Source organism: Pantoea sp. 1B4 (genome assembly GCF_016925765.1).
GTDB classification, from domain to species: Bacteria; Pseudomonadota; Gammaproteobacteria; order Enterobacterales; family Enterobacteriaceae; genus Pantoea; species Pantoea agglomerans.
On the sequence record NZ_JAEUWZ010000001.1, the window covers coordinates 801,614 to 827,455 of the forward strand.

At 56.2% G+C, this 25,842-nt stretch carries 17 protein-coding genes and 7 pseudogenes; 18 read left to right on the forward strand and 6 right to left on the reverse strand.

Annotated elements, in window-relative coordinates:
• Positions 1 to 98: 98 nt before the first annotated feature.
• Positions 99 to 1,011 (reverse strand): annotated as a pseudogene (gene rdgC, locus JNO11_RS03715) (recombination-associated protein RdgC).
• Between the two features lie 146 nt (positions 1,012 to 1,157).
• Between rdgC and mak the strand changes: the two are divergent.
• A pseudogene (gene mak / locus JNO11_RS03720) lies at positions 1,158 to 2,070 on the forward strand (fructokinase).
• An 83-nt stretch (positions 2,071 to 2,153) separates the two neighbouring features.
• Here the strand turns inward: mak and eat are convergent.
• A pseudogene (gene eat / locus JNO11_RS03725) lies at positions 2,154 to 3,519 on the reverse strand (ethanolamine permease).
• 249 nt (positions 3,520 to 3,768) lie between these two features.
• On the opposite strand from eat, the pseudogene JNO11_RS03730 reads away from it, so the two are divergent.
• Together JNO11_RS03730 and JNO11_RS03735 are read left to right on the forward strand one after the other, a co-directional pair.
• Positions 3,769 to 4,774: pseudogene (locus JNO11_RS03730) on the forward strand (phosphotransferase).
• A 162-nt stretch (positions 4,775 to 4,936) separates the two neighbouring features.
• Positions 4,937 to 6,004: an AraC family transcriptional regulator gene (locus tag JNO11_RS03735; RefSeq protein ID WP_111533478.1), complete on the forward strand. Its 1,068-nt coding sequence runs from the start codon at positions 4,937 to 4,939 to the stop codon at positions 6,002 to 6,004.
• Here JNO11_RS03735 and JNO11_RS03740 read toward each other — a convergent pair.
• Positions 6,001 to 6,315, reverse strand: a complete 315-nt coding sequence (locus JNO11_RS03740) for a cell envelope integrity TolA C-terminal domain-containing protein (protein WP_325176936.1) — start codon at positions 6,313 to 6,315, stop codon at positions 6,001 to 6,003. The two genes, JNO11_RS03735 and JNO11_RS03740, sit on opposite strands and share 4 nt — an antisense overlap.
• Positions 6,316 to 6,546: 231 nt before the next feature.
• Between JNO11_RS03740 and JNO11_RS03745 the strand changes: the two genes are divergently transcribed.
• Genes JNO11_RS03745 through JNO11_RS03755 form a run of 3 tightly spaced genes read left to right on the forward strand, consistent with a single transcriptional unit; the run spans position 6,547 to position 8,245 of the window.
• Positions 6,547 to 7,224, forward strand: a complete 678-nt coding sequence (locus JNO11_RS03745; protein ID WP_033756751.1) for a CsgG/HfaB family protein — start codon at positions 6,547 to 6,549, stop codon at positions 7,222 to 7,224.
• 11 nt (positions 7,225 to 7,235) lie between these two features.
• A complete protein-coding gene (locus JNO11_RS03750; protein ID WP_060679567.1) occupies positions 7,236 to 7,595 on the forward strand; it encodes a DUF4810 domain-containing protein in 360 nt (119 codons plus the stop codon).
• Positions 7,592 to 8,245, forward strand: a complete 654-nt coding sequence (locus JNO11_RS03755) for a DUF799 domain-containing protein (RefSeq protein ID WP_325176937.1) — start codon at positions 7,592 to 7,594, stop codon at positions 8,243 to 8,245. The genes JNO11_RS03750 and JNO11_RS03755 overlap by 4 nt, the downstream gene beginning before the upstream one ends.
• 29 nt (positions 8,246 to 8,274) lie before the next feature.
• Here the strand turns inward: JNO11_RS03755 and JNO11_RS03760 are convergent, their stop codons facing one another.
• Positions 8,275 to 11,949: an AAA family ATPase gene (locus JNO11_RS03760; RefSeq protein ID WP_325176938.1), complete on the reverse strand. Its 3,675-nt coding sequence runs from the start codon at positions 11,947 to 11,949 to the stop codon at positions 8,275 to 8,277.
• Entirely contained in the window at positions 11,946 to 13,145 is a 1,200-nt protein-coding gene (sbcD, locus tag JNO11_RS03765; RefSeq protein WP_010255305.1) for an exonuclease subunit SbcD, read from the reverse strand. Before sbcD ends, JNO11_RS03760 begins: the two co-directional genes overlap by 4 nt.
• 197 nt (positions 13,146 to 13,342) lie before the next feature.
• Here sbcD and phoB point away from each other — a divergent pair, with 197 nt between their 5' ends.
• The 10 genes and pseudogenes from phoB to JNO11_RS03815 form a co-directional block, all read left to right on the forward strand.
• On the forward strand, positions 13,343 to 14,032 hold the full coding sequence (gene phoB / locus JNO11_RS03770) for a phosphate response regulator transcription factor PhoB (protein WP_003852491.1): 690 nt from the start codon (positions 13,343 to 13,345) through the stop codon (positions 14,030 to 14,032).
• A gap of 14 nt (positions 14,033 to 14,046) precedes the next feature.
• Positions 14,047 to 15,361, forward strand: a pseudogene (phoR, locus tag JNO11_RS03775) (phosphate regulon sensor histidine kinase PhoR).
• Positions 15,362 to 15,380: 19 nt separating this feature from the next.
• Positions 15,381 to 16,301 carry a PstS family phosphate ABC transporter substrate-binding protein gene (locus JNO11_RS03780; RefSeq protein ID WP_031293116.1) on the forward strand — a complete coding sequence of 307 codons (921 nt, stop codon included), beginning with the start codon at positions 15,381 to 15,383 and terminating at the stop codon, positions 16,299 to 16,301.
• A gap of 165 nt (positions 16,302 to 16,466) precedes the next feature.
• The gene (locus JNO11_RS03785; RefSeq protein ID WP_236351890.1) at positions 16,467 to 17,573 is read left to right on the forward strand and encodes a cobalamin-independent methionine synthase II family protein; all 1,107 of its coding nucleotides are present in this window, start codon (positions 16,467 to 16,469) and stop codon (positions 17,571 to 17,573) included.
• Positions 17,574 to 17,964: 391 nt separating this feature from the next.
• On the forward strand, positions 17,965 to 19,284 hold the full coding sequence (gene brnQ / locus JNO11_RS03790; RefSeq protein WP_010255323.1) for a branched-chain amino acid transporter carrier protein BrnQ: 1,320 nt from the start codon (positions 17,965 to 17,967) through the stop codon (positions 19,282 to 19,284).
• Positions 19,285 to 19,354: 70 nt separating this feature from the next.
• Positions 19,355 to 20,708, forward strand: a pseudogene (gene proY / locus JNO11_RS03795) (proline-specific permease ProY).
• A 441-nt stretch (positions 20,709 to 21,149) separates the two neighbouring features.
• Positions 21,150 to 21,578 carry a hypothetical protein gene (locus JNO11_RS03800; RefSeq protein ID WP_325176939.1) on the forward strand — a complete coding sequence of 143 codons (429 nt, stop codon included), beginning with the start codon at positions 21,150 to 21,152 and terminating at the stop codon, positions 21,576 to 21,578.
• Positions 21,579 to 21,693: 115 nt separating this feature from the next.
• Entirely contained in the window at positions 21,694 to 22,335 is a 642-nt protein-coding gene (locus JNO11_RS03805) for a hypothetical protein (RefSeq protein ID WP_325176940.1), read from the forward strand.
• Positions 22,295 to 22,465 carry a diguanylate cyclase gene (locus tag JNO11_RS03810; protein ID WP_325176941.1) on the forward strand — a complete coding sequence of 57 codons (171 nt, stop codon included), beginning with the start codon at positions 22,295 to 22,297 and terminating at the stop codon, positions 22,463 to 22,465. Before JNO11_RS03805 ends, JNO11_RS03810 begins: the two co-directional genes overlap by 41 nt.
• A pseudogene (locus tag JNO11_RS03815) lies at positions 22,434 to 22,721 on the forward strand (GGDEF domain-containing protein); the annotation flags it as partial. The gene JNO11_RS03810 and the pseudogene JNO11_RS03815, both read left to right, overlap by 32 nt.
• An 870-nt stretch (positions 22,722 to 23,591) precedes the next feature.
• Here JNO11_RS03815 and JNO11_RS03820 read toward each other — a convergent pair.
• Positions 23,592 to 24,122, reverse strand: coding sequence for a winged helix-turn-helix domain-containing protein (locus JNO11_RS03820; RefSeq protein WP_325176942.1), 531 nt, complete (start codon positions 24,120 to 24,122; stop codon positions 23,592 to 23,594).
• Positions 24,123 to 24,559: 437 nt separating this feature from the next.
• Between JNO11_RS03820 and JNO11_RS03825 the strand changes: the two genes are divergently transcribed.
• The gene (locus tag JNO11_RS03825; protein ID WP_033766625.1) at positions 24,560 to 25,114 is read left to right on the forward strand and encodes a fimbrial protein; all 555 of its coding nucleotides are present in this window, start codon (positions 24,560 to 24,562) and stop codon (positions 25,112 to 25,114) included.
• 117 nt (positions 25,115 to 25,231) lie between these two features.
• Entirely contained in the window at positions 25,232 to 25,825 is a 594-nt protein-coding gene (locus tag JNO11_RS03830; RefSeq protein WP_325176943.1) for a molecular chaperone, read from the forward strand.
• The last annotated feature ends 17 nt before the right edge of the window (positions 25,826 to 25,842 follow it).

Sequence of the window (25,842 nt, forward strand, 5' to 3'; positions counted from 1 at the left end):
AGCCTTTTACAAATCTAATCTTAACTGAGCAGCATTAACGCTAAGCGGCCCTTTTTTTGGCGAATATCGTCTGTCAGGATGATTCTGCCGGTGACTGATTAACGCTGGGCTTCGCCGCCCAACGCTTCTACCAGATTGCTGGTCAGTGCGGCCAGTTCGCTGGTCATCAGAATAAAGTCCGCATCAAAGCGCTGTGCAAAATCTTCGCGGTCAATATCGTCGTTCTGGTCGCGCAGCGTGTCGCTGAACTTCAGACGCTTCACTGAACCATCATCGGCCAGCACGAACTGAATGCGCTCCTGCCAGTCGAGCACCAGTTTGGTTACCAGCTTACCCGCTTCGATGTGGTTGGCGATCTCATCGCACACCAGATCCTGTTTCTTGCAGCGGATAACGCCGCCATCTTCCAGCAGCGCTTTCAGCTCCGCTTCATCCATCAGGGCGAATCCGGCAGGCAGCTCGCCTGAACGTACCCATTCTGTCAGGGTCAGTTCAATCGGGCTTTCCAGCGTCAGCGGCACCACCGGCAGTGAGCCCAGGCTTTTGCGCAGTAGCGCCAGGGTATCTTCCGCTTTTTTAGCGCTGGCACAGTCAACCATAATCAGGTTGTTGACCGTGTCGATCCAGAGGTAGGTCTGGCTGAAACGGCTGAAGGCGCGCGGCAGCAGGCTGTGCAGCACTTCATCTTTCAGCGAATCTTTTTCGGTCTTTTTTGAGCTTGCGGCTCTGCTCAGATTCCAGCTTGTCGATTTTCGCTTCCAGCGCCTGTTTCACCACCGGCGAAGGCAGGATTTTCTCTTCTTTGCGAGCGCAAATCACAATCTGGCCTTTGTTTTCATGGGTCAGCGCATCGCTGCGGTTGCCCATCGGCGAGACCCAGCCGGTCTTGCTCATATCCTGACTGCCACACGGTGAAAACGTGAAGGCGTCGAGCTGCTTTTCCATCTCATCTGCGGACAGCGGAATGTCACGATTCAGACGATAAACCATCATATTTTTAAACCACAACATCGGGATTCCTTACCGTGGCGCGATCGGGCGCACAAGTCTGCGAGAGTCAGCGCGCATGATAGCGAAACATCGGAGTGGTTTCATTGCCTTTCCGGCAGACGCCTTTTACTGTATCTCTCACCTGAACGAATAACGAGGACGTAATCTTGCGCATAGGCATAGATCTGGGTGGCACCAAGACAGAAGTGATCGCATTGTCGGATAAGGGAGAGGAGCTGTTCCGCCACCGGGTGAATACCCCGCGTGATGACTATCAGGCAACGGTACAGGCGATTGTCGATCTGGTCACGCTGGCGGAGCAGAAAACCGGCGAAACCGGCACGGTGGGTCTCGGTATTCCCGGCACGCTTTCGCCCTACAGTAAGCGGGTAAAAAATGCCAACTCCACCTGGCTCAACGGTCAGCCGCTGGATAAAGATCTGGCGCAGGCGCTGAACCGGGAAGTGCGTATCGCCAACGACGCCAACTGCCTGGCGGTGTCGGAAGCGATCGACGGTGCCGGTGCCGGAAAGTCGCTGGTGTTTGCCGTGATCATCGGCACCGGATCGGGCGCCGGTGTGGCGATCAACGGTGAGTCGCGTATCGGGGGGCAACGGCAATGCCGGTGAGTGGGGCCACAATCCGCTGCCGTGGATGGATGAGGATGAGCTGCGCTACCGTCAGGAAGTGCCCTGTTATTGCGGGCAGCAGGGTTGTATTGAGACCTTTGTTTCAGGCACCGGTTTTGGTATCGACTATCAGCGGCTGAGCGGCGTGCATCGCAAAGGTGCGGAGATCGTCTCGCTGCTGGCGCAGCAGGATCCGATCGCCGAACTGGCGATGAGCCGCTATGAGCTGCGGCTGGCAAAATCGCTGGCGCAGGTGGTGAACCTGATCGATCCCGATGTGATTGTACTGGGCGGTGGGATGAGCAATGTGGATCGTCTCTATCAGACCGTGCCGGTGCTGATGAAGAAGTGGGTATTTGGCGGGGAGTGTGAAACGCCGGTGCTGAAGGCGCAGCATGGCGACTCCAGCGGCGTACGCGGTGCGGCGTGGCTCTGGCCGCTTAACGGCTGAGTTACCCGAGCATCCGCTGACGATTCAGCGCCGGAGAGACCCGGCGCTGAATCGTTAACCCAAGGCACTCACCCGCACCGTTTTTATTCGCCGACCAGCATACTGTCCTGCGGCGCCCGATCGCGCTGGGCTTTGGTGGCAAGGAAGTAGAGATAGCCTGCCAGCATGATGGCGAAAAACAGCGCGCCAATCACCGGATTAAACCACAGCATCGCCAGCAGACAGACCACCGACAGCAGCAGGGCGATGCCCGGAACAATCGGATAGCCCGGCGCACGGAAACTGCGGACCATCTCCGGCGCGCTGCGGCGCAGTTTAAACAGGCTCAGCATACTCATGATGTACATCACAATCGCGCCAAATACCGCCATGGTGATCATCGCCGCCGTCAGCGTCATCCCCTGCAGATTAATCACACCATCGCTGTAAATTGCCGCGATACCCAGCACGCCGCCGAGAATAATCGCCCGATGCGGGGTCTGGAAACGCGAAAGTTTGGCCAGAGAAGGCGGCAGATAGCCCGCGCGTGCCAGGGCAAAAAACTGCCGTGAATAGCCGAGGATGATGCCGTGGAAGCTGGCAATCAGGCCAAACAGTCCAATCCACACCAGCATATGCATCCAGTTAGAGTGTTCGCCGACAATCATTTTCATCGCCTGCGGCAGCGGATCGTTAATATCGGCAAGTTTGCGCCAGTCGCCCGCGCCGCCCGCCATCAGCATCACGCCAATCGCCAGCAGCACCAGCGTCAGAATTCCGCTGATGTAGGCGCGGGGAATGGTCCGGGTCGGATCTTTCGCCTCTTCGGCCGCCATCGCCGCGCCTTCAATGGCCAGGAAAAACCAGATGGCAAAAGGAATGGCGGCGAAAATGCCGGAGAAGGCGGGCAGTCCGAAGCTGTCACTGCCTGCCCAGCCGTGCGCGGCAAAGTTCGCCAGGCTGAAGCCGGGTGAAACCACACCCATAAACACCAGCAGTTCAATCACCGCCAGCACCGTCACAACCAGTTCAAACATCGCCGCCAGTTTTACGCCGAGAATATTCAGCGTCATAAACACCAGGTAAGCCCCGACCGCCGCAGTCTTCGGGTTCAGTTCGGGATACTGCACGTTGAGATAAGCCCCAATCGCCATGGCAATCGCCGGTGGCGCAAAGACAAACTCAATCAGCGTCGCCAGACCGGCAATCAGTCCGCCGGTTTCGCCAAAGGCGCGGCGACTATAGGCAAATGGCCCGCCTGCATGGGGGGATCGCGGTGGTCAGTTCGGTGAAGCTAAAAATAAAGCAGGTATAGAGCGTGGCGATCAACGCGGTGGTAACCAGAAATCCCAGCGTGCCCGCCACGGCCCAGCCGTAACTCCAGCCAAAATATTCGCCTGAAATGACCAGGCCAACCGCAATCCCCCACAGATGCAGGGTGCCCAGAGTGGGCTTGAGTCTGTTTGTCATACTGTTATCCCCGTCGTTGTTGGCTTCGCGCGGCGTTACACCGCCATTACGCTACAGTAAGGGGATAATGCCGTTGCATTACTCACCACGACTTGACGCGGGCGCAGTGACTTCTGTCCTCCACGGTCAACTCACAGGCAACAACCGGGCCAGCTGCACGCTGCGGTCAACTTTGTCTCTTCCGGAGTCAAGCAGCTCACCTTCTGGCAACGCATGCTGAGATAACGCAAGTGACAAGGAGCCGGACTGATGAGCGCTAAACAATATGACAACCTGACTGATTCCCAACTCACCCTGATGGCGCAGCAGGCGCTGGCCTGTTATCCCGCCGCGCTGCAGGGCCAGCTCAGCCTGCTGTGCCGCTCAGAGAACGCCACGTTTCTGCTGCAGGCGGCAGGCCGGCGTTATGCGCTGCGACTGCATCGCGGCGATTATCATCAAAAAAGCCGACATCGTCAGCGAACTGCTGTGGCTCAATGCGCTGCGCGAAACCGGCATTATGGTGCCGGAAGCGGTGCCGGACAAAGAGGGCGAAACCGTGCTGACGCTGCGGCTGCCGGAGGGCGGTGAACGCTACGTGGTGCTGTTTCACTGGATCGACGGAGAGATGCCGACCACCGACGTCGATCCTCGCGCCTTTCAGCAGCTCGGCCAGATCACCGCGCGGCTGCATCAGCACAGTAAACAGTGGCAGCCACCTGCGGGTTTCCAGCGCATCATCTGGGATCACCACACCATGACCAGCGCAGAGAGTCACTGGGGACGCTGGCAGGATGCGCCGGATCTGAATCCTGCCGATCACGGCGTGGTAGAGCAGGCGATAAGCCAGGTCGGCGCGGCGATGACGCAGTTCGGTAAAGGATCGGATCGCTATGGCCTGATCCACGCCGATCTGCGGCTGACCAATCTGCTGCTGCACAAGGGCGAAACGCGGGTGATCGATTTCGATGACTGCGGGCTCGGCTGGTATCTGCACGATCTGGCGGCGGCGATCAGTTTTGTTGAGCATCATCCGCGCGCGCCAGAGTGGATCGATCACTGGATCCGCGGCTATGAACAGGTGGCGCATATCAGCGATGCGGAGATGGCCATGCTGCCCGCGCTGTTAATCCAGCGTCGTATCCAGCTCACCGCGTGGGTGGGATCACATGCCGAAACCGAAATGGCGCGCAGCCTGGGATCGGCGTGGGCCAGCCACTCGGTCCGCCTCTGCCGCCGTTATCTGGAAGGTGAGCAGCTGCCGGTCGGCGTCTGATGCACCAGCGGCGGGCGTCGCTGCGCCGCCGCAGTGCCCTGCGCGTAGCCCGCGCGCCGCCCGGACAGCCCGCAGGCGGCGCGTCGGGCATCAGGGACCTGGTATGGAAATTGCTCGGATAGGAGTAACGGGTGATCCACCTGAATTCTGACTGAGGCGACCATGAATCCGACACTGATAAAGCCCGATGCGTTTGCGGCCTGCTCGGCAGCGGCTGGGGCAGGCAATCACGGCGTGCTGGCAGCGGCGGCGACCGGCTTAGGCGACTTTATTCATACCCAGGGCGGCGATGTTGATCGCATCTTCGGCATCAGCGGCATCGATCCGGAGCGGCTGGCCAGTCCGACGCTCAGCCTGGGGCTGGTTAACTACTGTCGGGTGCTGGAAGAGGCGGCGCGTCACTCCGGTTTTGATAACTTCGGTTTGCACTACGGCAGGCAGTTTAAACCGCAGTCATTAGGCCTGATCGGCTACATCGGTTTGTGCTCCGCCACGCTGGAACAGGCGCTGCATAATGTGGTCAACGCGTTTCCCTGGCATCAGCACGATACCTTAACCCGGCTGGTGGATAAGGGAGAGTGCTGGCGGCTGGATTATCAGGTGCGACATGGCGCGATCCTGTCGCGCCGACAGGATGCAGAGCTGACGCTGGGGATGTTTATGAATCTGATCCGCCACGTGGCAGGCAGACACTGGGCACCGCGCGAAGTCCACTTTGAACATCCGCGTCCCGGCCAGTGGCACGATCACTGCAAAGTGTTTGATGCCCCGGTCTGGTTCGATCAGCCGTTTAATTCACTGGTGATCCCCAGGCGCGATCTGCTGCGCGCCATGCCGGAGAGCGATCCGATCCTGTTAATGGTGATGCAGGATGCGATCCGGCGGCTTAACCGTGGGACGTCGCAGCAGAGCATGATTGAGCAGGCGCGTTCGCAGGTTAATTTATCGCTGATGCAGGGTGAGCCGGTGCTGGAAGAGGTGGCGGATAAGCTCGGACTGTCGAGCTGGTCACTGCAGCGGCGGCTGCGCGAAGAGGGCAGCAGCTTTACCGCGCTGGTCGATCAGGTGCGCTGCGAAATGGCGACATACTATCTGCAGCAGAAGCAGCTGCCCATCTCTGAGATGGCGCTGCTGCTGGGCTACTCGGAAGTCAGCGCGTTTTCACGCGCCTTTCGTCGCTGGTTTGGCATCAGTCCGCGCCAGTGGCGTCAGGAAGGTCTGGCCAGCTAACCGCGCGGCGCAAAGCCGAACCACGCCGGTTGTCCAGGCTCCGGCGGCGGCGGCAGATCGCGGGTCTGCGCGACCAGCTGCCAGGCGCGCAGGCAGAGCGCTTCATCACCCTGCGTCTGGGTCACCGCATAATGTCTGCTGTGTGGTTGCCACTCCATCCGTACCAGACATTGCTGACCGGCGTAACGCGCCGCATCGCTGAACTGCCGGTTCAGTACTGGCTGCATTTGATTAGTCCAGTGACAGGATTGGCTGTCAGGATCTTTCGACGGCTGACAGAGGTTTGCCACGCTATCCCGTTGCTTTGTCACAGGTTGCTGACAGGCGCTGAGCGACATTGCAATAATCACCCCCGGCAACATTCTCATCGTTATATTAATTAAATTCATTTAACTGGCCAACTTTCCTTAAAGATCTTCCGGTCTGCTGCCGACAGTCTACAGACCGGCATCATGAATGCTATGGCATTACTCCGACTGTCGACAGAACCAGAATTTACCGCCATGGCGCGGGTTACGTCTCTTTCACTTCATGGATTAGAAATGCAGAAAAAATATGCCTTTGCGGCACTCTCCCTGTTAACGGCCTCGCTGATCAGCGGCTGCGCCACCGAATCTTCCCGCGCTATTCAGGCCCCGCAGGTTCGCGCGGCCAGCCAGCCGGTTTATCAGGGCGTGCGCAGCCCGATTGCGGTGGGTCAGTTTGATAACCGCTCCTCCTATATGAACGGCATTTTCTCTGATGGTGTCGATCGGCTGGGCAATCAGTCAAAAACCATTCTGATTACCCATCTGCAGCAGACCAACCGGTTCAGCGTGCTGGATCGCAGCAACCTGAAAGAGCTGCAGCAGGAGTCGGACTTCAAACGCAGCCAGCAGAATATCAAAGGCGCGAACTTCATCATCACCGGTGATATCACCGAGTTTGGCCGCAAAGAAGTGGGCGATCAGCAGCTGTGGGGCATTCTGGGCCGCGGCAAAACGCAGATCGCCTATGCCAAAGTGAATCTGAACGTAGTGGATGTCACTACCTCAGAGGTGGTCTACAGCACCCAGGGCGCGGGCGAGTATCAGCTCTCCGCACGTGAGGTCATCGGCTTTGGTGGCACCAGCAGCTATGACTCAACGCTGAACGGCAAAGTGATGGATCTGGCGATTCGCGAAGCGGTCGATCATTTAGTGGATGGAATCAACAACGGCGCATGGCGTCCGGCTAAATAAGGAAGCAGTAAATGAAGGTGATGACACTGAGCAGCCTGCTGATTGCAGCGGCGTTGCTGGCAGGCTGTGCGCCAAAAGCGCCGAAAACGATCTATTACTGGGGCGATTATCAGCAGCAGGTTTACAGTTACTATCAGCCGGGCAGCGATCCGCTGAAGCAGATCGATGCGCTGAATCTGGACATTGAAAAAGCCCGTGCCGTTAACCAGCCGGTTGCGCCTGGCCTGCACGCCCAGCTTGGTTTGCTCTATGCCAAAACCGGCGATACCAATAAAGCCTTTGGTCAGTTTGCCACCGAGAAGCAGCTGTTTCCCGAATCGGCACCTTACATGGATTTTCTGATGAGTAAAAAACAAGGAGTGGTACGGTGAAAAAACTGATTGCCCTCGGCGGCGTGCTGATGATGCTGCTGCTGACCGGTTGTGCGACGAAAAAAACGTATGACTACAGTGCGTTCCGTGCCAGCAAGCCCGCCTCGATTCTGGTGCTGCCGGCCGATAACACCTCGCCGGATATCAATGCCGCTCACAGTCTGACCTCACTGGTGACGCGCCCGCTGGCCGAAGCCGGTTACTACGTCTTTCCGGTGGCAGTGGTTGAAGAGACCTTTCAGCAGAATGGCCTGACCAGCGCCAGTGACGCCCAGGCCGTCAGCGCGAAGCGTCTGAATGAGATTTTCCACGCCGACAGCGCGCTCTATATCTCGATCAGCGAATATGGCAGCAGCTATCGGGTCATTGACAGCGTGACGATCGTGACCGCCAAAGCACGGCTGGTGGATCTGCGCAGCGGCAAAGAGATCTGGCAGGGTAAGGCCAGTGCCAGCGACAGTGAAGATGGCAACAACAACAACGGTGGACTGGTCGGCATGCTGGTCAGTGCGGCGATCAAACAGATTGCCAGCAACGTGACTGATAAAGCGCACACCGTGGCCGGACTGACCAGCAATCGTCTGCTGGCACAGAACGAGCAGGGCGGGTTACTCACCGGCCCTCGCTACAAGCTCGTCAGCGCCCGCTGATTGCACGTAAACGGGCGCTGCGGCGCCCGTTATCCCTGCGGCAGTTCCAGCTGGCTGTAACCCAGCCCATTCATCTTGCGTACTTTAATCTGTACCGGAATACGCTCCTTCATCGCTTCCACGTGACTGATGACCCCAATGGTTTTGCCGCTGGCGTTGAGTGCATCGAGTGCGTCCAGCGCGGTGTCGAGCGTCTGCGCATCCAGCGTGCCAAATCCCTCATCCAGAAACAGCGATTCGATGCGCGTTTTGTGGCTGACCAGATCCGACAACGCCAGCGCCAGCGCCAGACTCACCAGGAAGCTCTCACCACCCGACAGCGTGCGGGTATCGCGCGCCGCATCGGCTTGCCAGGTATCGACCACATCCAGCTCCAGCAGATCCTGCGCCCGTCGCTGCAGCAGATAGCGGCCATGCAGCCGATCGAGCTGACGGTTAGCCAGGGCCACCAGGTGATCCAGCGTTAAGCCCTGGGCGAAGCGCCGGAATTTATCGCCGCTGGCGGAGCCAATCAGATCGTTGAGCAGGCTCCACTGCGCCAGCGTCACACCATCCTGTTCAATCTGTGTCATCAGGTTCTGCTGGCGCACACGAAGGCTGGCATCGCTGTGCAGCTGCTGCTGAATCTGACCCTGCTGGCTGGCGTTGTCGCGCAGTGCCAGCCGTAACTGCTCCAGCTGTTGCGCCAGCGCTTCGGCGGATTCCGGCATCGCAGCGGGTTTCGCCTGCTGATGGAGACTGAGCCGCTGACGCAGATCTGCCAGTCGCGCCTGCTGCTGCTGGCATTGCTGATCGAGCTGCTGCAACTGCTGACGCAGTTGCAATGCGGTCTGCTCATCCAGCAGCGCCGCGCGCAGGCTGGCTTCATCCGCGAATCCGGCGCTCTCCAGTGCCTGCTGCAGCGCGCTTTCCGCCTCTGCCAGTTTGCTATTGAGCGTCTGCCGCTGATTTTCCAGCCCCGAAAGCTCACCCTGCAGGCGACTGACCTCGGCCTGCGCCTGTTGCAGGGCAGTGAGCTGCTGTGCCAGTTGTTCATCAGCCTGCTGAACGCGAGCCTGTATCTGCTGGCGGGCGTGGGTGACCTCGCGGTCGCCAAACAGCGCCTGACGGGCACGGCGCATCTCGCTGAGCTGCGTCTGGCGCTGGTTTTGCTGCTGCTGATGAGTGGTGAGCTGCTGCTGCTCCAGTTCTGCCTGCTGTTGCAGGGCAGTGAGCTGGGTTTCCCCCTTTAACAGCTGCGGTTGCAGGTTAGCGAGCAACCGCTCACTTTCCTGCCAGCGCTCCCAGCGCCGCTGCTGTTCTGTCAGCCACGCCTCGCGATGGGCGGCGTCGGGCAGGGCAAGGTTGTGTGCACTGAACTGCTGCTCCAGACGACTCTGCAATTGCGCCATGGCCTGCTGTTCCTGCTGCTGACGCTGTTGCTGCGCATCCAGCGCCTGTTGCAGGCTGGACAGCGACTGCTGCGCCAGCTGTTCTGCCTGCAAATGCTGCTGCCAGGCCTGTGACTGCTGAAGATGGTAATCCTTTGCGGCCTGACGCGCCTGTCCGGCGGCTTCCTGCGCCTGTCGCTGTTGCTCAAGCTGGCTTTCACGCTCGCTTTGCTGCTTCTCCCACGCGGTTAAGGCATCCCGATCGGCAAGCGGGAAGGTAAGTGCCAGCTCACTGCTCAGCGTCTGCCATTGCTGCTCAAGCCGATCGAGCTGTTGCTGCATCTCCGCGATCTCATCGCGCAGGGTCTGCTGCTGCACGGCTGACTGTTTCAGCTGTTCGCTTTTTGCCGTGCCCGCTTCGCGCAATGCCTCGGTTTGTTGTTGCAGTGCAGCCCGGCGCTGCTGGTTAGCACTTACTTCCAGCGTGCTGTAGGCCTCAACGGCGGGATGCGTGCAGGAGCCGCACAGCGGACAGGGCTGATCGGCGGCGAGCCGGGCGCGGTAATCGCTGAGATCGACAATCTGCTGCTCCAGCGCGCAGATTTTTTCGACATCATCCAGCTGCTGTTTTTCGCGTTTCCACGTCTCGCGCAGGGCCTGGAGTTCCGCTTCACTCTGCTGATGCGCTTTTGCGAGCGCGATAAGCCGCTGCTGGCGCTGGCCCAGCTGCTGGTGCAGCGGCTGCCACTGGGTTGAAAGCAGCAGCAGTTGCTGACGCGCCGGACGGCTGTTCTGCAACTGGCTTAATGCCTGACGCAGTGCGGCAGGCGGATGCTGGTCCTGTAGCGAAGTTAGTACTTGCTCCGCCTGCGAGAGCGCCTGGCGGGCCTGTTGCTCCGCCTGCTGGCGCGGGAGCGCCTGTTCTGCCTGCTGCTGCTGTTCCGCCTGCTGGGCAGCGATCTGTCGCTGCTGCTGCTCGCGCTGTTGCGCCAGTCCGGCCAGGGTCGCTTCACGCTGCGCCAGCAGGGCAAAGTTCTCCTGCCACACCGGCAGCGAAGCGCCCCATTGGGCGAGATCGGCAAGCTGCTGGCGTAACTGATGCTGTTCGGCAATCGCCTGCTGCCATGTCTCAACCTGGCGCTTCTGCTCTGCCAGGCTGGCCTGTGTCTGATCAGCATGCTGCTGCTGTCGGGCGTTTTCCTGCTGCTGCTCCGCAAGCTGCTGCTGCAGTGCGCTGATCCGCTGATCCAGCGGCAGCACCTGTTCTGTCAGCAGACTTTCCTGCTGCTGCTGTTCCTGCAGCGCCTGCTGGCGGGCACTCTGGGTCGTCGCGTAGTGCTGCTGATGCTGCTGCTGTTGGGTCTGCGCCTGCAGCTGTGCCGACGTGAGTTGCTGACAGCGGCTCACGACCTGCTGCTTTTCGGTGCGTAGCGCGTCGCGCTGCTGCAGTTTTACCCGCAGCTTTTCAGCCGGTTCGCTGCGTGCAAGACGATGACGATCGGCCTCTGCCGCCTGGGATGCGGCCCGGGCCTGCTGCAGCGCGACGTCAGCCTGCGCATTTTCCTGCTGTAACTGCTGCGCCTGCTGTTGCCACTGCTGCTGTTGCTGCGCCTGCTGATAGTGCGCGCTGAGCTGCTGTTCCGCATCGGTCAGATCGGTGAGCTGCTGTTGCAGCGCGGCACGTGCGTCGCTATCCAGCAGCGCCATCGCTCCCGCCTGGCTGCGCAGCAGATCCAGCTGGGTTTTTGCCTCTTTGTGGCGCTCGTAGATGGCGGCGGAAATCAGACCGTAAATTTCGGTGCCGGTCAGCTCCTCAAGCAGTTCCGCGCGCTCACTGGCTTTCGCGTTGAGAAAGGCGGCGAACTGGCCTTGTGACAGCATCATCGAGCGGGTAAACCTTTCGAAATCGAGCCCGGAGAGGGTTTCGATCAGCTTCAGCTTGTCACCGACTTTATCGGCAACAATAGTGTTGTCAGCGCAGCGTGCCAGCTCAACGCGCGGCGCCTGAAGTTTGCCGTCAGCAGTGCCGCGCGCGCGGTTCTGGCTCCAGAAGGCGCGCCAGGCATCTCCTTTAATCTCAAACTCCACCTCGGCCAGACATTCGGCACAGTCGCGGGTCATCAGCGCATTCTGGCTCTGTGAAATCGCGCCCAGGCGCGGTGTCTGGTGATAGAGCGCCAGGCAGATGGCGTCCAGCAGGGTGGTTTTACCGGCGCCGGTGGCACCGGTAATGGCGAACAGGCCGTTGCTGGCGAAAGGTTCGGCGCGGAAGTCGATGAACCATTCACCGCGAAGGGCATTGAGGTTTTTGAACCGTAGCGTGAGGATCTTCATTGGGTCTCTTCCATGGCGGCCAGCGTCTGGCGGAACAGGGTGGTCATCTCGGCGATTTGCTCTGGTTGCAGCTCCTCATCCAGCGCCAGCCGGCGGGCAAAGACCTCCTCCACCTTCAGCTCACTCAGGGTTTCGTTGTCGAGCCGCGCCAGGCTCTGTTGCCGCTGTTCACGGCTGCGGCGGAGCAACAGGACTTCGACCGGCAGCGTGGCGGTCAGGGTTTCTACCTGACGCTGCAGATCGCTGAGGTACTCCTGGGTGGTGACTTCGATGTCGAGCCAGGTCGGCTTCTCCTGCTCTGCCGTGCTGAAGGCATTTAACTGTTCTGCAATCTGCGCCAGCGATCCTTTCAGCACCTGCATCGGCTGCGCCTGTGGCACCACCAGCGGCGTGACCGATTGCAGGCCGCTGGTGGTGAGTTCCAGCAGGAAGACGCTTTTTTCTGTGCCCAGCTCGTCAAAACTCAGCGGAATCGGCGAGCCGCTGTAGCGGATATGCTCGCTGCCCGCGACGCGCTGAGCGCGATGAATATGCCCCAGTGCGATATAGTCAGCCGCGGGAAACGCGCTGGCCGGGAAGGCATCCAGCGTCCCGATATAGATGTCGCGCACTGAATCGCTCTGGCTGACGCCGACGGTGGTGAGATGGCCGGTGGCGATAATCGGCAGTGCATGGCCCAGCGCCTGGGCGGCGGTGAATCGCTGCTGATAGTGGTGGGCGATCGCTTCCAGCAGCGAGGTCTGCTTGTCGCGTCCCGACTGACCTGCCCGGCTGCGCAGGATATCGCGCGGCCGCAGATAGGGAATCGCACACAGCAGCGCGCCTGGCTCGCCCTGGCGGGTGTTGAGCAGCAGCACATCATCCTTCTCCTGCGGGGTGGCGATCACCCGGGTATTGAGGCAGGCGAGCAGCTCACGCGACTCATTCAGCGTGGCAACGGAATCGTGGTTGCCCGCCAGCACAATCAGCTGACAGCCGCTGGGCTGCAGCGCCACCACAAAGCGGTTGAACATCTCGCGGGCGTAGCTGGGCGGTGTACCGGTATCAAACAGATCGCCTGCGATGATCAACGCATCCACCTGATGCTGTTCAATCTGGATCAACAGCCAGTCGAGAAATGCCTGATGTTCGGCTGCCCGACTTTTGTTGTAGAAGAACTGCCCCAGATGCCAGTCCGCAGTATGAATGATGCGCATGATGAGTCCCTGCCGTTGTGATTCGCCCGGCGATTATACTGGCTCTGCGGCCAAAGCAAAAAATTGTCGCTGCGCTGTCATAAATGATTACCAGTGAGGTTACAGGCAGGTTATGTTTTTCATAAAAGTGTCACAAATCTGACGCATAATGGCGCCGCGAATCTCAGTGACATCCGTCATAATCAGCAGGAGTAATAATGGCTAAGCGCATTTTGGTTGTGGAGGATGAAGCCCCCATCCGTGAAATGTTGTGTTTTGTTCTGGAGCAGAACGACTATCAGCCAATCGAGGCGGAAGATTATGACAGCGCCGTTGGCAAGCTGATTGAACCCTGGCCCGATCTGATTTTGCTGGACTGGATGTTACCCGGTGGCAGCGGTATTCAGTTTATCAAACATCTGAAACGCGAGGCGATGACACGCGATATCCCGGTGATGATGCTCACCGCGCGCGGCGAAGAGGAGGATCGGGTGCGCGGCCTGGAAGTGGGTGCCGATGATTACATTACCAAGCCCTTTTCACCTAAAGAGCTGATGGCGAGGATCAAAGCGGTGATGCGCCGTATTTCGCCGATGGCCGTGGAAGAGGTGATTGAGATGCAGGGGCTGAGTCTGGATCCCTCCTCACATCGCGTGATGTCCGAAACCACGCCGCTGGAGATGGGTCCCACCGAATATAAGCTGCTGCACTTCTTTATGACCCACCCGGAACGCGTTTACAGCCGCGAACAGCTGCTGAACCACGTCTGGGGCACCAATGTGTATGTGGAAGATCGTACTGTCGATGTTCACATCCGCCGTTTACGTAAAGCGCTGGAAGTGTCCGGCCACGATCGCATGGTACAAACCGTTCGCGGAACAGGGTATCGTTTCTCTGCCCGCTACTAAACGGAGCCTTAACCGTGCTGGAACGCCTCTCCTGGAAGAGATTACTGACAGAACTGCTGCTGGTCTGTCTGCCCGCAGTGCTGCTGGGCCTGCTGTTCGGCGGTCTGCCCTGGTGGCTGCTGCTGAGCGTGCTGACGGTGTTGTTGTGGCATTTTCACAATCTGATGCGGCTGTCGCACTGGCTGTGGCTGGACCGCACCATGACGCCACCGGCCGGGCGTGCCAGCTGGGAACCGCTGTTTTATGGTCTTTACCAGATGCAGCTCCGCAACCGGCGGCGGCGGCGTGAACTGGGCAATCTGATTAAGCGTTTCCGCAGCGGTGCCGAGTCGCTGCCGGATGCGGTGATCCTGACCACCGAAGAGGGCACCATTTTCTGGTGTAACGGCCTGGCGCAGCAGCACCTGGGTCTGCGCTGGCCGGAAGATAATGGCCAGAATATCCTCAATCTGCTCCGTTATCCGGAGTTCTCGCGCTATCTTCGCCAGCGCGATTTCGACAAGCCGCTGACGCTGGTTCTGAACAACAAACTTCATATGGAGTTCCGCGTCATGCCCTACAGCGAAGGGCAGTGGCTGCTGGTGGCGCGTGATGTCACGCAGATGCATCAGCTGGAAGGGGCGCGCCGCAACTTCTTTGCCAACGTCAGCCATGAATTGCGCACACCGCTCACGGTGCTGCAGGGCTATCTGGAGATGATGAACGACTCGGTGATGAGCGAGCCTTCGCGCAGCAAAGCGCTGCACACCATGTCGGAGCAGACGCGCCGCATGGACAGCCTGGTCAAACAGCTGCTGACGCTATCGCGCATTGAAGCCGCGCCCGCAATCGATCTGAAAGAGAAGGTCGATGTGCCGGTGATGCTGAAACTGCTGCAGCATGAGGCGGCAACGCTGAGTGGCGGCCGTCACGACATCCACTTCCATACCGATCCCCATCTGAAAGTGTTCGGCAACGATGAACAGCTGCGCAGCGCCATCTCCAATCTGGTTTACAACGCGGTAAACCACACACCGGATGGCACGCGAATTGATATCAGCTGGCTGCGCGGCAAACAGGGGGGCTATCTTCCGGGTGTGCGACAACGGGCCGGGCATCGCCTCAGAACATATTCCGCGTCTTACCGAGCGTTTCTACCGGGTCGATAAAGCGCGTTCGCGTGCGACCGGCGGCAGCGGGCTGGGGCTGGCGATAGTGAAACATGCTCTGAGCCACCATAACGCCCGGCTCGATATCACCAGCGTGCCGCACAAGGAGACCTGTTTTACCTTTACGCTGCCAGCGAGGTTGATTGTCAGCAGCGTGATGCAGGAGAATGCCGTTCATTAATCGCTGCCGGATCTCCCTGATGCGCATCCTTCTTTTGTTGATCGTTACTCTGCTGCCGGGCCTGGCACTGGCCCAGCCCGGCGCGCTCTCCGGCAATCTCAGCAGCGTCGGATCCGATACGCTGGGCTATCTGATGACGCTGTGGGGCGAAGATTTCAGTCGCCAGGCGCCGGGCGTCAATGTCCAGGTTCAGGCCTCCGGCTCTTCTACTGCGCCGACCGCGCTGGCGGCGGGTGCAGCACAACTCGGTCCGATGAGCCGCCCGATGCAGGCAGATGAACGCCAGGCCTTTGAGGCGCGCTACGGCTATCCGCCGCTGGCGGTTCCGGTGGCTATGGATGCGCTGGTGGTAGTGGTGAATCAGCGCAATCCGCTACAGCAGATTGAACCGCGACAGCTCGATGCCATCTTCTCGATTACCCGTCTGTGTGGCGCACACAGCGTGCCGCTGCGCTGGGGCGATCTCGGCTTAACCGGCGCGCAGTGGAGCAAACGGCCGATTCAGCGCTATGGACGTAACTCCGCCTCCGGCACATGGGGTTTCTTCAAGCAGCAGGCGCTGTGCAAAGGTGATTTTCGCAGCGACGTGGCGGAGTTTCCCGGCTCGGCCGCAGTGGTGCAGGCGGTGGCCGGTAATTCACGCAGCATCGGCTATGCCAGTTTTGGCTTTCATCTCAGCGGAGTAAAAATGCTGGCGGTGATGAATGATCAGGGGCAGGCGATTACCCCGGATGCCGATGCCATCCGCAGTGGCCGCTATCCCTGGGCGCGCCCGCTCTATCTCTATGTGAATAAAGCGCCCGGCAAACCTTTGCCGCCGCTGGTGGCCGCGTTTCTGCAGCAGGTGCTTTCAGCACAGGGACAGCGGCGGGTCAGCGAAGCGGGCTATCTGCCGCTCTCTGACAGTCAGATGACGCAGGCGCGCGCCGCGCTGCGTTAACCCCCCGGACGTGAATTTTTTTCATCATCACTGAATTTTCTTCAGTTGCAGAAGAAAGCCGCCCATGCCACTCTGTGCTCAGACATGTAGCCATCCAGATGGCTATTTATATCAGGATGCAACTATTTCCTGCCGTCATTATCGGCAGGGGAGACAGGAGTGATCATGCAAAGAGAAACCGCCCCGTTCCGTGCCGATACCGTTGGCAGCTTTCTGCGTCCCACCGCCATTAAGCAGGCGCGCGAACAGTTTGCAGCCGGAGAGATTGATGCGGCGGCCCTGCGCCAGGTTGAAGATGAGGCGATTCGCGATGTGGTGGCGAAACAGCGGGAAAATGGCCTGAAAGTGGTCACTGATGGCGAGTTTCGTCGCGGCTGGTGGCACTTCGACTTTTTCTATGGCCTGAATGGCGTAGAGCGCTATGAAGCGGAGCAGGGCATTCAGTTTAATGGCGTGCAGACCAAAGCGCATGGCGTGAAAGTGGTGAGCAAACTCGGTTTCCCGGCGGATCATCCGATGCTGGCGCATTTCCGCTTCCTGCAGAGTATTGCCGGTGATGCGGTGCCGAAGATGACCATTCCCAGCCCCAGCGTGCTGCACTTCCGTGGTGGCCGTAAGGTGATCGACGCGGAAGTCTATCCCGATCTGGCAGACTACTTCGACGATCTGGCGCAGACCTACAAAGCGGCTATTCAGGCGTTTTATGACGCGGGCTGCCGCTATCTGCAACTGGATGATACCGTCTGGGCTTACCTCTGTTCTGAAGATCAGAAGCGTGATATCCGTGCGCGTGGCGACGATCCTGACCAGCTGGCACAGACTTATGCTCAGGTGTTGAATAAAGCGCTGGAAGGTAAACCTGCCGATCTGACCGTGGGTCTGCATGTCTGTCGCGGCAACTTCCGCTCAACCTGGATCTCTGAAGGCGGCTATGGGCCGGTCGCAGAAATCCTGTTCGGCAGCGTCAACGTGGATGCCTTCTTCCTGGAGTATGATAACGCCCGTTCCGGCGGTTTTGAACCACTGCGTTACATTAAGCCAGGTCATCAGCAGGTGGTGCTGGGTCTGATTACGACCAAAGTGGGAGAACTGGAAGATCCGGAGCAGGTGAAAACCCGGCTGGAAGAGGCGGCGCAGTATGTCAGTCTGGATCAGATCTGCCTCAGTCCGCAGTGTGGTTTTGCCTCAACCGAAGAGGGCAACAGCCTGACCGAGGCGCAGCAGTGGCAGAAGATTCGCTTAGTGGTCGATATCGCAAATCAGGTCTGGTAGTGCTGTAACGTTGTGCAGACAGGCGCGTAAAACGCGCCTTTTGTGTATCTTCAGGCCCGTTTATGCGGGGATTTCTCGCGCTCTGTCTATTATTTAGGCACATCATCTTGTGTGCCTGCTGCAAAAATTAACGCTATCCACTGCCTTTTGAAAAAATGGCGGCATAACCTTCTGGTTTTCCGATCCCGTATTGCCTTTCACCGCTATAAACGTTTTACTTAGCGCCGTTGTCGATCCATCCCTCTGTGAACAGAATAAAAGCAGCTTAAATCACCTGCGCTTTACCCTGCGACGAGCATAATGCGCTGACATTGTCAGCCTGGTCGTGGTTTACACGCAGCGAGGGGACAACACTAACCCAACTTCCACCGCAACATCAGTGACAGGCCGTATGACACATCGTTTAACTTCGAAGGACATTCTCGCGCTGGGCTTTATGACATTCGCCCTGTTTGTTGGCGCGGGCAACATCATTTTCCCGCCCATGGTCGGTATTCAGTCTGGCGAACACGTCTGGACTGCCGCGATTGGTTTTCTGATTACCGCAGTCGGTCTGCCCGTGATGACCGTGATCGCGCTGGCTCGCGTCGGCGGCGGCGTGGATGCGCTCAGCACCCCGATTGGCAAGGTCGCTGGCATCGTGCTGGCCACCGTTTGCTATCTGGCTGTCGGGCCGCTGTTTGCCACACCGCGTACGGCAACGGTCTCGTTTGAGATGGGTATTGCCCCGCTGACCGGTGATGGCGCGCTGCCGCTGTTTATCTATAGCCTGATTTACTTCACGCTGGTGATTGGCGTATCGCTCTATCCCGGCAAGCTACTCGACACGGTAGGGCACTTCCTTGCGCCATTAAAAATTATTGCGCTGACCGTGCTGGGCGTTGCTGCCCTGGTTTGGCCTGCTGGCGGCACGGTTCCGGCTACCGCTGATTATCAGCGTGCGGCCTTCTCCAGCGGTTTCGTCAATGGCTATCTGACCATGGATACGCTGGGCGCGCTGGTATTTGGTATCGTAATTGTCAACGCCGCCCGTTCGCGTGGCGTCGATAATGCCGCGCTGCTGACCCGTTATACCGTGCTGGCAGGGTTAATCGCCGGTCTGGGCCTGACGCTGGTCTACCTCTGCCTGTTTAAGCTGGGTGCGGGCAGCGGTGCGCTGGTGGATCAAAACGCTAACGGCGCAGCGATTCTGCACGCGTATGTTCAGCACACCTTTGGCAACATGGGCAGCTTCTTCCTTGCTGCGCTGATCTTCGTCGCCTGTATGGTGACCGCCGTAGGCCTGACCTGTGCCTGTGCGGAATTTTTTGCGCAATACCTGCCGTTATCGTATAAAACGCTGGTGTTTATTCTGGGTCTGTTCTCCATGGTGGTGTCGAATCTCGGCCTGAGCCACCTGATTCAGATCTCCATCCCGGTACTGACGGCAATTTATCCGCCCTGTATCGTGCTGGTGGTGCTGAGTTTCACCCTCAACTGGTGGAATAAGAGCAGCCGGATTATCGCGCCAGCCATGTTAATCAGCTTGCTGTTCGGTATTGTTGATGCGATTAAAACCACCGGGTTTAAAGATTTGCTGCCCGCTTTCAGTCAGAATCTGCCGCTGGCCGATCAGGGTCTCGCCTGGTTGCCGCCGTCGCTGGTGATGCTGCTGATTGCCGCTGTTGTTGATCGGGTGAAAGGGCCGGAACAGGTGACCGTTCACTCGTAGCAGAGAGCACTGATTTTTCTTTAACCACGGGCCTGCCCGTGGTTTTTTCATTTCACAGGTACAGGTTGTTATGCAAGAAACCAACAAGCTCAAACGCGGACTGAGCACGCGCCACATCCGCTTTATGGCGCTGGGATCGGCGATTGGCACCGGGCTGTTCTACGGTTCCGCTGACGCGATAAAAATGGCCGGACCGAGCGTGCTGCTCGCCTATATCATCGGCGGGGCAGTGGCTTACATCATCATGCGCGCACTGGGTGAGATGTCCGTTAACAATCCTCAGGCCAGCTCCTTCTCACGTTACGCGCAGGACTATCTTGGGCCGATGGCAGGCTACATCACCGGCTGGACGTACTGTTTTGAAATCCTGATCGTGGCGATTGCGGATGTCACCGCGTTCGGCATCTATATGGGCGTCTGGTTCCCTGAGGTGCCTCACTGGATTTGGGTGCTGAGCGTGGTGCTGATCATCGGTGCCGTCAATCTGATGAGCGTGAAGGTGTTCGGCGAAGTGGAGTTCTGGTTCTCCTTCTTCAAAGTCGCCACCATTATCGTGATGATTCTGGCCGGTTTCGGCATGATCATCTGGGGGGCTCGGCAACGGCGGCCAGCCGACCGGCATCCACAATCTCTGGACTAACGGCGGCTTCTTTGCGCACGGCGTAGTCGGTATGCTGCTGTCGCTGCAGATGGTGATGTTTGCCTATGGTGGCATCGAAATCATCGGTATCACCGCCGGTGAAGCGAAAGATCCGGAGAAGTCGATTCCGCGCGCCATCAACTCGGTGCCGTGGCGCATTCTGGTGTTCTACGTCGGCACGCTGTTTGTGATTATGTCGATCTACCCGTGGAATCAGGTGGGCACCTCGGGCAGCCCGTTTGTGCTGACCTTCCAGCATCTGGGCATTGCGGCGGCCGCCTCTATCCTCAATTTCGTGGTGCTGACCGCGTCACTCTCGGCGATTAACAGCGATGTGTTTGGCGTGGGCCGCATGCTGCACGGGATGGCGCAGCAGGGACATGCGCCGAAGGTCTTTATGAAGGTCTCTTCGCGCGGGATTCCGTGGGTGACGGTGGTGGTGATGATGTTCGCCATGCTGATTGCGGTTTATCTCAACTACCTGATGCCGGAAAAAGTCTTCCTGGTGATCGCCTCGCTGGCGACCTTTGCAACAGTGTGGGTCTGGATCATGATTCTGCTGTCGCAGATCGCGTTCCGTCGCAAAATTGGCAAAGAGGCTGCCAGTAAGCTGCAGTTTGCGCTGCCAGGCGGCAGCTGGACTGCTGGCGTCGGCGTAGCCTTCCTCTGCTTTATTATCGGTCTGATTGGTTATTTCCCCGATACCCGCATTTCCCTCTATGTCGGTATGGTGTGGATAGTGGTGCTGCTGCTGGGCTATAAGCTGGTTCGTAAAGTCCGCTAAGGATGTTTTCCATGCTGGCTGGAGTGAGACTGTTGAAGCCCGGCTGCAGATAATGCTGCGGCTGGGGCTGTTTTTTTGGCCTCCCTGATCGGGTTTTGTCTGAAGGCGTTCGTCAGCGCCCGGAGGGGAATTCTGGCCGCGAGCCTGGCCACTGGCGCAGGGGAGTGAAAGTAATGGTCATCGGGCGTTAGCGGGACTATCGTTCAGGCGCGCAGACGGGCGTAACCGGCCGTCCATCTGTAGTGATCGATATCGATGTGGCGCTTATGACAGTCAATCCGCGCTTTATTTCGCTGGATTGACGCCTGCAAATGCGTCTCAGGCTCTATTCGTATCAACAATAATGCTGATTTACTAATTGCCTGACCGCCCCTATCTTGTTAACTGTCCGTGCCAGCATTAATTCGGCAACACAAATAACAAGTCATTCAGGGACAAACCATGTTCAACAAGCCCTCACTAAAGAGTCTGCTGTGCCTGCACTCTGTGTGCTGCATACTCCTTACAGCAATTCTGCTTTCCACAGTGACCGGCTTTGTGCTGAGGAACCAGGCAGAACAACGTCTCCTTGAATCCAGCACGGCATATGCACGTAAACTGGCCAACACTGCCGATAACATGTTCCGGACGGCCCAGAAGGAACTGGCTTTCAGCGCCGCACAGATAACCAGCTACAGGGATTTGCAGGTTCTGCAGCATGAAACCGACAGGCTACGTCTGCAGTCAGACATGTTCAGTTCCGTGCTGGCCCTGTCGCCCGAGGGGCGGGTCGTGGCCGCTTCTCCCTTAAATTTCATTCCATCCGGTACGTCGCTGAGTGTGGCGTCCGGGCAGCTGGAGGCCGTAAAAAAAAGGCCCTTTTGTTTCTGACCCACTCACCCCCTATACGGGAAACTATCTCGTCTTTTTGTCGAACCCGGTCTATTCGCCGTCAGGCGAATATCTGGGGTATCTGGCAGGCTCAATCTATCTGACCAGGAGCAGTATGCTGAGCCGTCTTCTGAACCAGCACTTCTATGCTGATAAGACGACTGTCAGCATTGTTTCCGATACCGGTGAAGTGGTTTACTCCGCGGATGAGGCTCTGACCGGAAAAAGCATCAACCTGAGTGCGGATCTGTCGGCGCAACTGAAACAGAAAAAATATGGCGCAGTGAAAACCCTGTTTAATCAACAGAGTTGCCTGCTGGGTTATTCGGACGTTGTGAAAACGAACTGGCATGTATTCGTCTGCGTTTCATCTGACGTGACGAGCGCAATTCTCAACCGCATCGTAAGTGATGTGATCCTCTACGGGCTGGTGCTGGCGCTTCTGTTGGTCATTGTGAGTCTTTACATCTCCGCCAGAATTTCACAGCCACTCGAAAATCTGGCCCGCCTGACCAGCTCAGGCGCGATCGGGCGATTATCAGGAAAAATGGACGGAATTAAAACGTGGTACAAAGAAGCTGACAGGCTAAAAAAAGCATTTCAGGCTTATTCAGCAGCCATCGATAAAACATTTTCTATACTGCGCGATGATGCTCTGACGGATCATCTGACGAAATTACACAACCGGCGGGGCTTCGATCAACTCACGGCACCTTTTGTCGGGGGGACAGGGTTCACACAGCCTGGCTCTGTTTGATATCGACCACTTTAAACAGGTTAATGATCAGTTCGGACACGATACAGGGGACGAGGTACTGGTGGCCGTATCAGATCTATTAAAAAAAAGGATGCCGTACTCAGGACATCATCTGCCGGTTTGGCGGTGAAGAGTTTGTCATTTTTTTTCCAGACACAACGCTGACCGAAGCCGGATTGGTTGTAAACCGTATACGTGAAAACATTGCAAACGCGCAGTTTCCCGCAGTGAAGCACATTACGATTTCAGCAGGCGTTTGTGAGCTCGCTCACGATGGCGATGACAGAGAAAAAGCGCTGGTTGTGGCAGACCACCTTCTGTACAGGGCCAAGCATGAAGGCCGGAACCGGGTGGTGACCCAGGCACATTCGGTTCACTCACCCTGAGGTACGTTTTTATGATCCGCTTCAGTCGAATGCAGAGTCCGCGTGTAGTTACCCGTCAGCCTGGCCGTTAATTGCTTCTCTCACAGATGAAAAGCGGTGTGTTTTCGGCATAAAAAATCCAGGCATCTTTACCATAAGGCCTGATCTTGAGTACCAGCGGCATATTGTTATCTGTAAAAAAAGTCGGGTAACCATTTCTTCTGATCGGAAAGGCTCATCGTCATCTGAGGGGAGTTCATGATCAGCTCAGACCTGAAGTAGTAAAAAAATTGGTTCTGTAAGTATGAAAATGAAATCGTTTTACTCAGATAAGATTTTGTTTCATTTTTATCATATAAGATCCCAGACATTGAAAGAACGCCTTTTCCGTCAAGAAGGGTTTGCGTAATAAGTAAGTCCATCCGGTCCTGCTTCCATTGATAGGACACATCAGCTGTACAAGAAATGGTGTTTTCACCGTTCCTGCTGAATGGCGCGAAAGAATAGATGACAATGCACAAGATAATCAGGAGGATAACTTTAATCATTATTCAGTTTCTTCACAAAGTAATACGAACGGCAATTTGCTCTGACATGTCCATTCAACGGATGCTCGCAGTTAAAATAAGAAAGACTGTCTGCATGTTTGAATGCGGTAAGGTAGATATAAGGTGCTATACTGCAATTTAATTTCATCTCATCAACCTGTTCCTTCACCTCATCCTTTTTCAGCCACCCATCCGCATTATTGAAGATTATGCAGCCTTTGTAGTTAGTGCTGTAAATAAACACAGTGTCATTATGATTCGGTCCGGATCTGAAATATAAAAAAAGACGAAAAAAAAAGTGCCAAAAAAAGCATAAAGGTTGCGATCATCATTTTTTTTTGACTTAAAAAAAAGCTGAAAAAAACGGATGTTGTGTCAGGGGTGAATATGAAGAAATCTTGTTTTCAGAATCTGATTTTTGCTCATTCTGAGTATTCCTCATTCTTTCATCAGGGAGGCTGTGCTCTGGCATTTCATTGCCGCCGGCGGAGAGAGAGTGGGCACTTTCCGACTCAGTGCTGACAGATGTAAAGGAAAAAAGACTTTCTCTCTCAACGGTTGTCTGTGGAGAAAGGAGAAACCCCTTCCGCGGCATGGTCCGGATGATATCTTCCTGAAGACCGGCTTTATTCAGCGCGCGTCTCAGCGCCGAGATATTCTGATAAAGAGTCGTTGAGGCCGGTTCCGTACCAAACCGACGCCATACATAGTCATAGAACTGTTGATGTGTGACAAGTTGCCCTACATTATCAATGAGAAGTTCCAGACACAGTGATGCGGATGCGCTGATAACCGCCGGGTTGCCCCTGCCGGTAATTCTTTTTTTATCCGGTTCAAATATCAGAAAACTGTTAAGAGTGATTTTTCTGCTCAAAGCATTCTCCACCAGTGAAAAAAATAAAGACCCCGCATAAAACATACGGCTAATGCGCAGGTGAAAGTTTTGTGAAATAGAAAAATTGTAAGCCTGAAGCTAATCAGATCAGTTTAAATAAGTATATCACATCTTTTTTATTGCAAATTTATTTTTATGTTTTGCATGATTTTTTATGTGGGTACTGCAAGTAACTCATTGTTTTTTATGAATATAATATTGAATATAAAATTCATATAAATTTAAACAAGATTAGAGAAATTCAAAGGTGTGTTTATCTCACTTCGCTCGTAAGATGCTTTCGCTGGCTTAATTGTGTCTATGAATTTAAGTGCCCTGACAGTATTAACCATGTTGGATTTTCTCTCTCCTGGTTTATTTACTCAGGCATCAGTCAGCATGTCTATTAACAGAAAAAAATTTCAAGGAGTACTGGAATGTTTAAAAAAACTTTATTGACCGGGTTCGTTGCCCTGACCGCATTATCGGCCAGCAGTGTATATGCAGCACAGGAAAACAGTATCCGCTTCAAAGGTGAAGTTTCTGCCCAGACGTGTAACGTCAGCGTCAACGATTCAACTTCAGCTGCACCTGTTATCTTGCTGCAGACGGCAAAGGTCAGCGATCTTTCCGCGACGGGGAATACGTCTACACCCACAAATTTCAGCATGAAGCTGACAGGATGTACGGATCCTAAAACAGCGGCTCAGGACATTAAAATTCATTTTGCATCATCCAATGTTGATGCTTCCGGTAACCTGAAAAATATTGCAACTGACTCTCCGGCAAGTAACGTCGCGATTCAGTTACTGGACCCTGACAATAATGTCATTGATTTAAAATCAGGCGAAGCAACTGCTAAGGCATTCTCGCTCAATCCGAATGAAACCAGCGGAGAAGCACAGTATACCGCTCGGTATATTGCTACCGGTGGGGCTGCAACCGCCGGTAAGGTTGAAGCGACCGTTCAGTACGCTATCAGTTATCTTTAAAAACTGCGCCCCGCGTTTTCGCGGGGCTGGAATAAATTATGAAACTTGTGACTTATCTGAAAATAATTTCAGTTTTCTTTTTTATTAATCAGTGGCGTAACTCAGGCTGCGGTAGTCATGAATGCTTCGCGTATTGTGATGGCGGGTACGCTTGAGAAGACCATTATGTTTGATAACACCAGTGACAATCCGTTTATTGTTCAGGTTGAATCGGATAATAAAGACAAACCAGATTTTGTTGCCGTGCCGCCTGTTTTTAAAATTAAAGAGAAAGGGGGGCAGACGGTAAAAGTTAAACTGTTATCCAGTGAGTTGCCTCAGAATAGAGAGTCGCTCTTTTATCTGGACTTTACTCAGATTCCGGGCGTCAGGAAAAATGAAAATGACGATGACCGGCTGAATATCATCATCCGGAGTCGGCTGAAAGTTATTTACAGACCGGCTGCAGTCAATGCTTTTTCTTCGAAAGATGAAAATAAAGTTTCATACCGATTGCAGGGAGGAGCTTTAGTGATCAGCAACAAATCGCCGAATATTCTATCCATCAGAGATATCAGCAATGGAAAGCGGATCCTGGCAGAAAAATTGACGCTATTGCCGGGTGACGATTATTCCGCAGTCCTCAAGGGCGATCGTCTTAGTGGTCCGCTTAATGCGGTGATGATCAATGATTATGGCACGCCAGTAAATTTCCTGATTAAAGATAAATGATGTGATGTTGTTACGAA

What these genes read in the sequence shown, in the direction of transcription:
- JNO11_RS03760 (WP_325176938.1), bottom strand. Translation starts at nt 11,949, where the DNA reads ATGAAGATCCTCACGCTACGGTTCAAAAACCTCAATGCCCTTCGCGGT.
- JNO11_RS03825 (WP_033766625.1), top strand. Translation starts at nt 24,560, where the DNA reads ATGTTTAAAAAAACTTTATTGACCGGGTTCGTTGCCCTGACCGCATTA.
- JNO11_RS03830 (WP_325176943.1), top strand. Translation starts at nt 25,232, where the DNA reads ATGAATGCTTCGCGTATTGTGATGGCGGGTACGCTTGAGAAGACCATT.
- JNO11_RS03750 (WP_060679567.1), top strand. Translation starts at nt 7,236, where the DNA reads ATGAAGGTGATGACACTGAGCAGCCTGCTGATTGCAGCGGCGTTGCTG.
- JNO11_RS03785 (WP_236351890.1), top strand. Translation starts at nt 16,467, where the DNA reads ATGCAAAGAGAAACCGCCCCGTTCCGTGCCGATACCGTTGGCAGCTTT.
- phoB (WP_003852491.1), top strand. Translation starts at nt 13,343, where the DNA reads ATGGCTAAGCGCATTTTGGTTGTGGAGGATGAAGCCCCCATCCGTGAA.
- JNO11_RS03805 (WP_325176940.1), top strand. Translation starts at nt 21,694, where the DNA reads ATGCTGAGCCGTCTTCTGAACCAGCACTTCTATGCTGATAAGACGACT.
- JNO11_RS03735 (WP_111533478.1), top strand. Translation starts at nt 4,937, where the DNA reads ATGAATCCGACACTGATAAAGCCCGATGCGTTTGCGGCCTGCTCGGCA.
- sbcD (WP_010255305.1), bottom strand. Translation starts at nt 13,145, where the DNA reads ATGCGCATCATTCATACTGCGGACTGGCATCTGGGGCAGTTCTTCTAC.
- JNO11_RS03745 (WP_033756751.1), top strand. Translation starts at nt 6,547, where the DNA reads ATGCAGAAAAAATATGCCTTTGCGGCACTCTCCCTGTTAACGGCCTCG.
- brnQ (WP_010255323.1), top strand. Translation starts at nt 17,965, where the DNA reads ATGACACATCGTTTAACTTCGAAGGACATTCTCGCGCTGGGCTTTATG.
- JNO11_RS03800 (WP_325176939.1), top strand. Translation starts at nt 21,150, where the DNA reads ATGTTCAACAAGCCCTCACTAAAGAGTCTGCTGTGCCTGCACTCTGTG.
- JNO11_RS03780 (WP_031293116.1), top strand. Translation starts at nt 15,381, where the DNA reads ATGCGCATCCTTCTTTTGTTGATCGTTACTCTGCTGCCGGGCCTGGCA.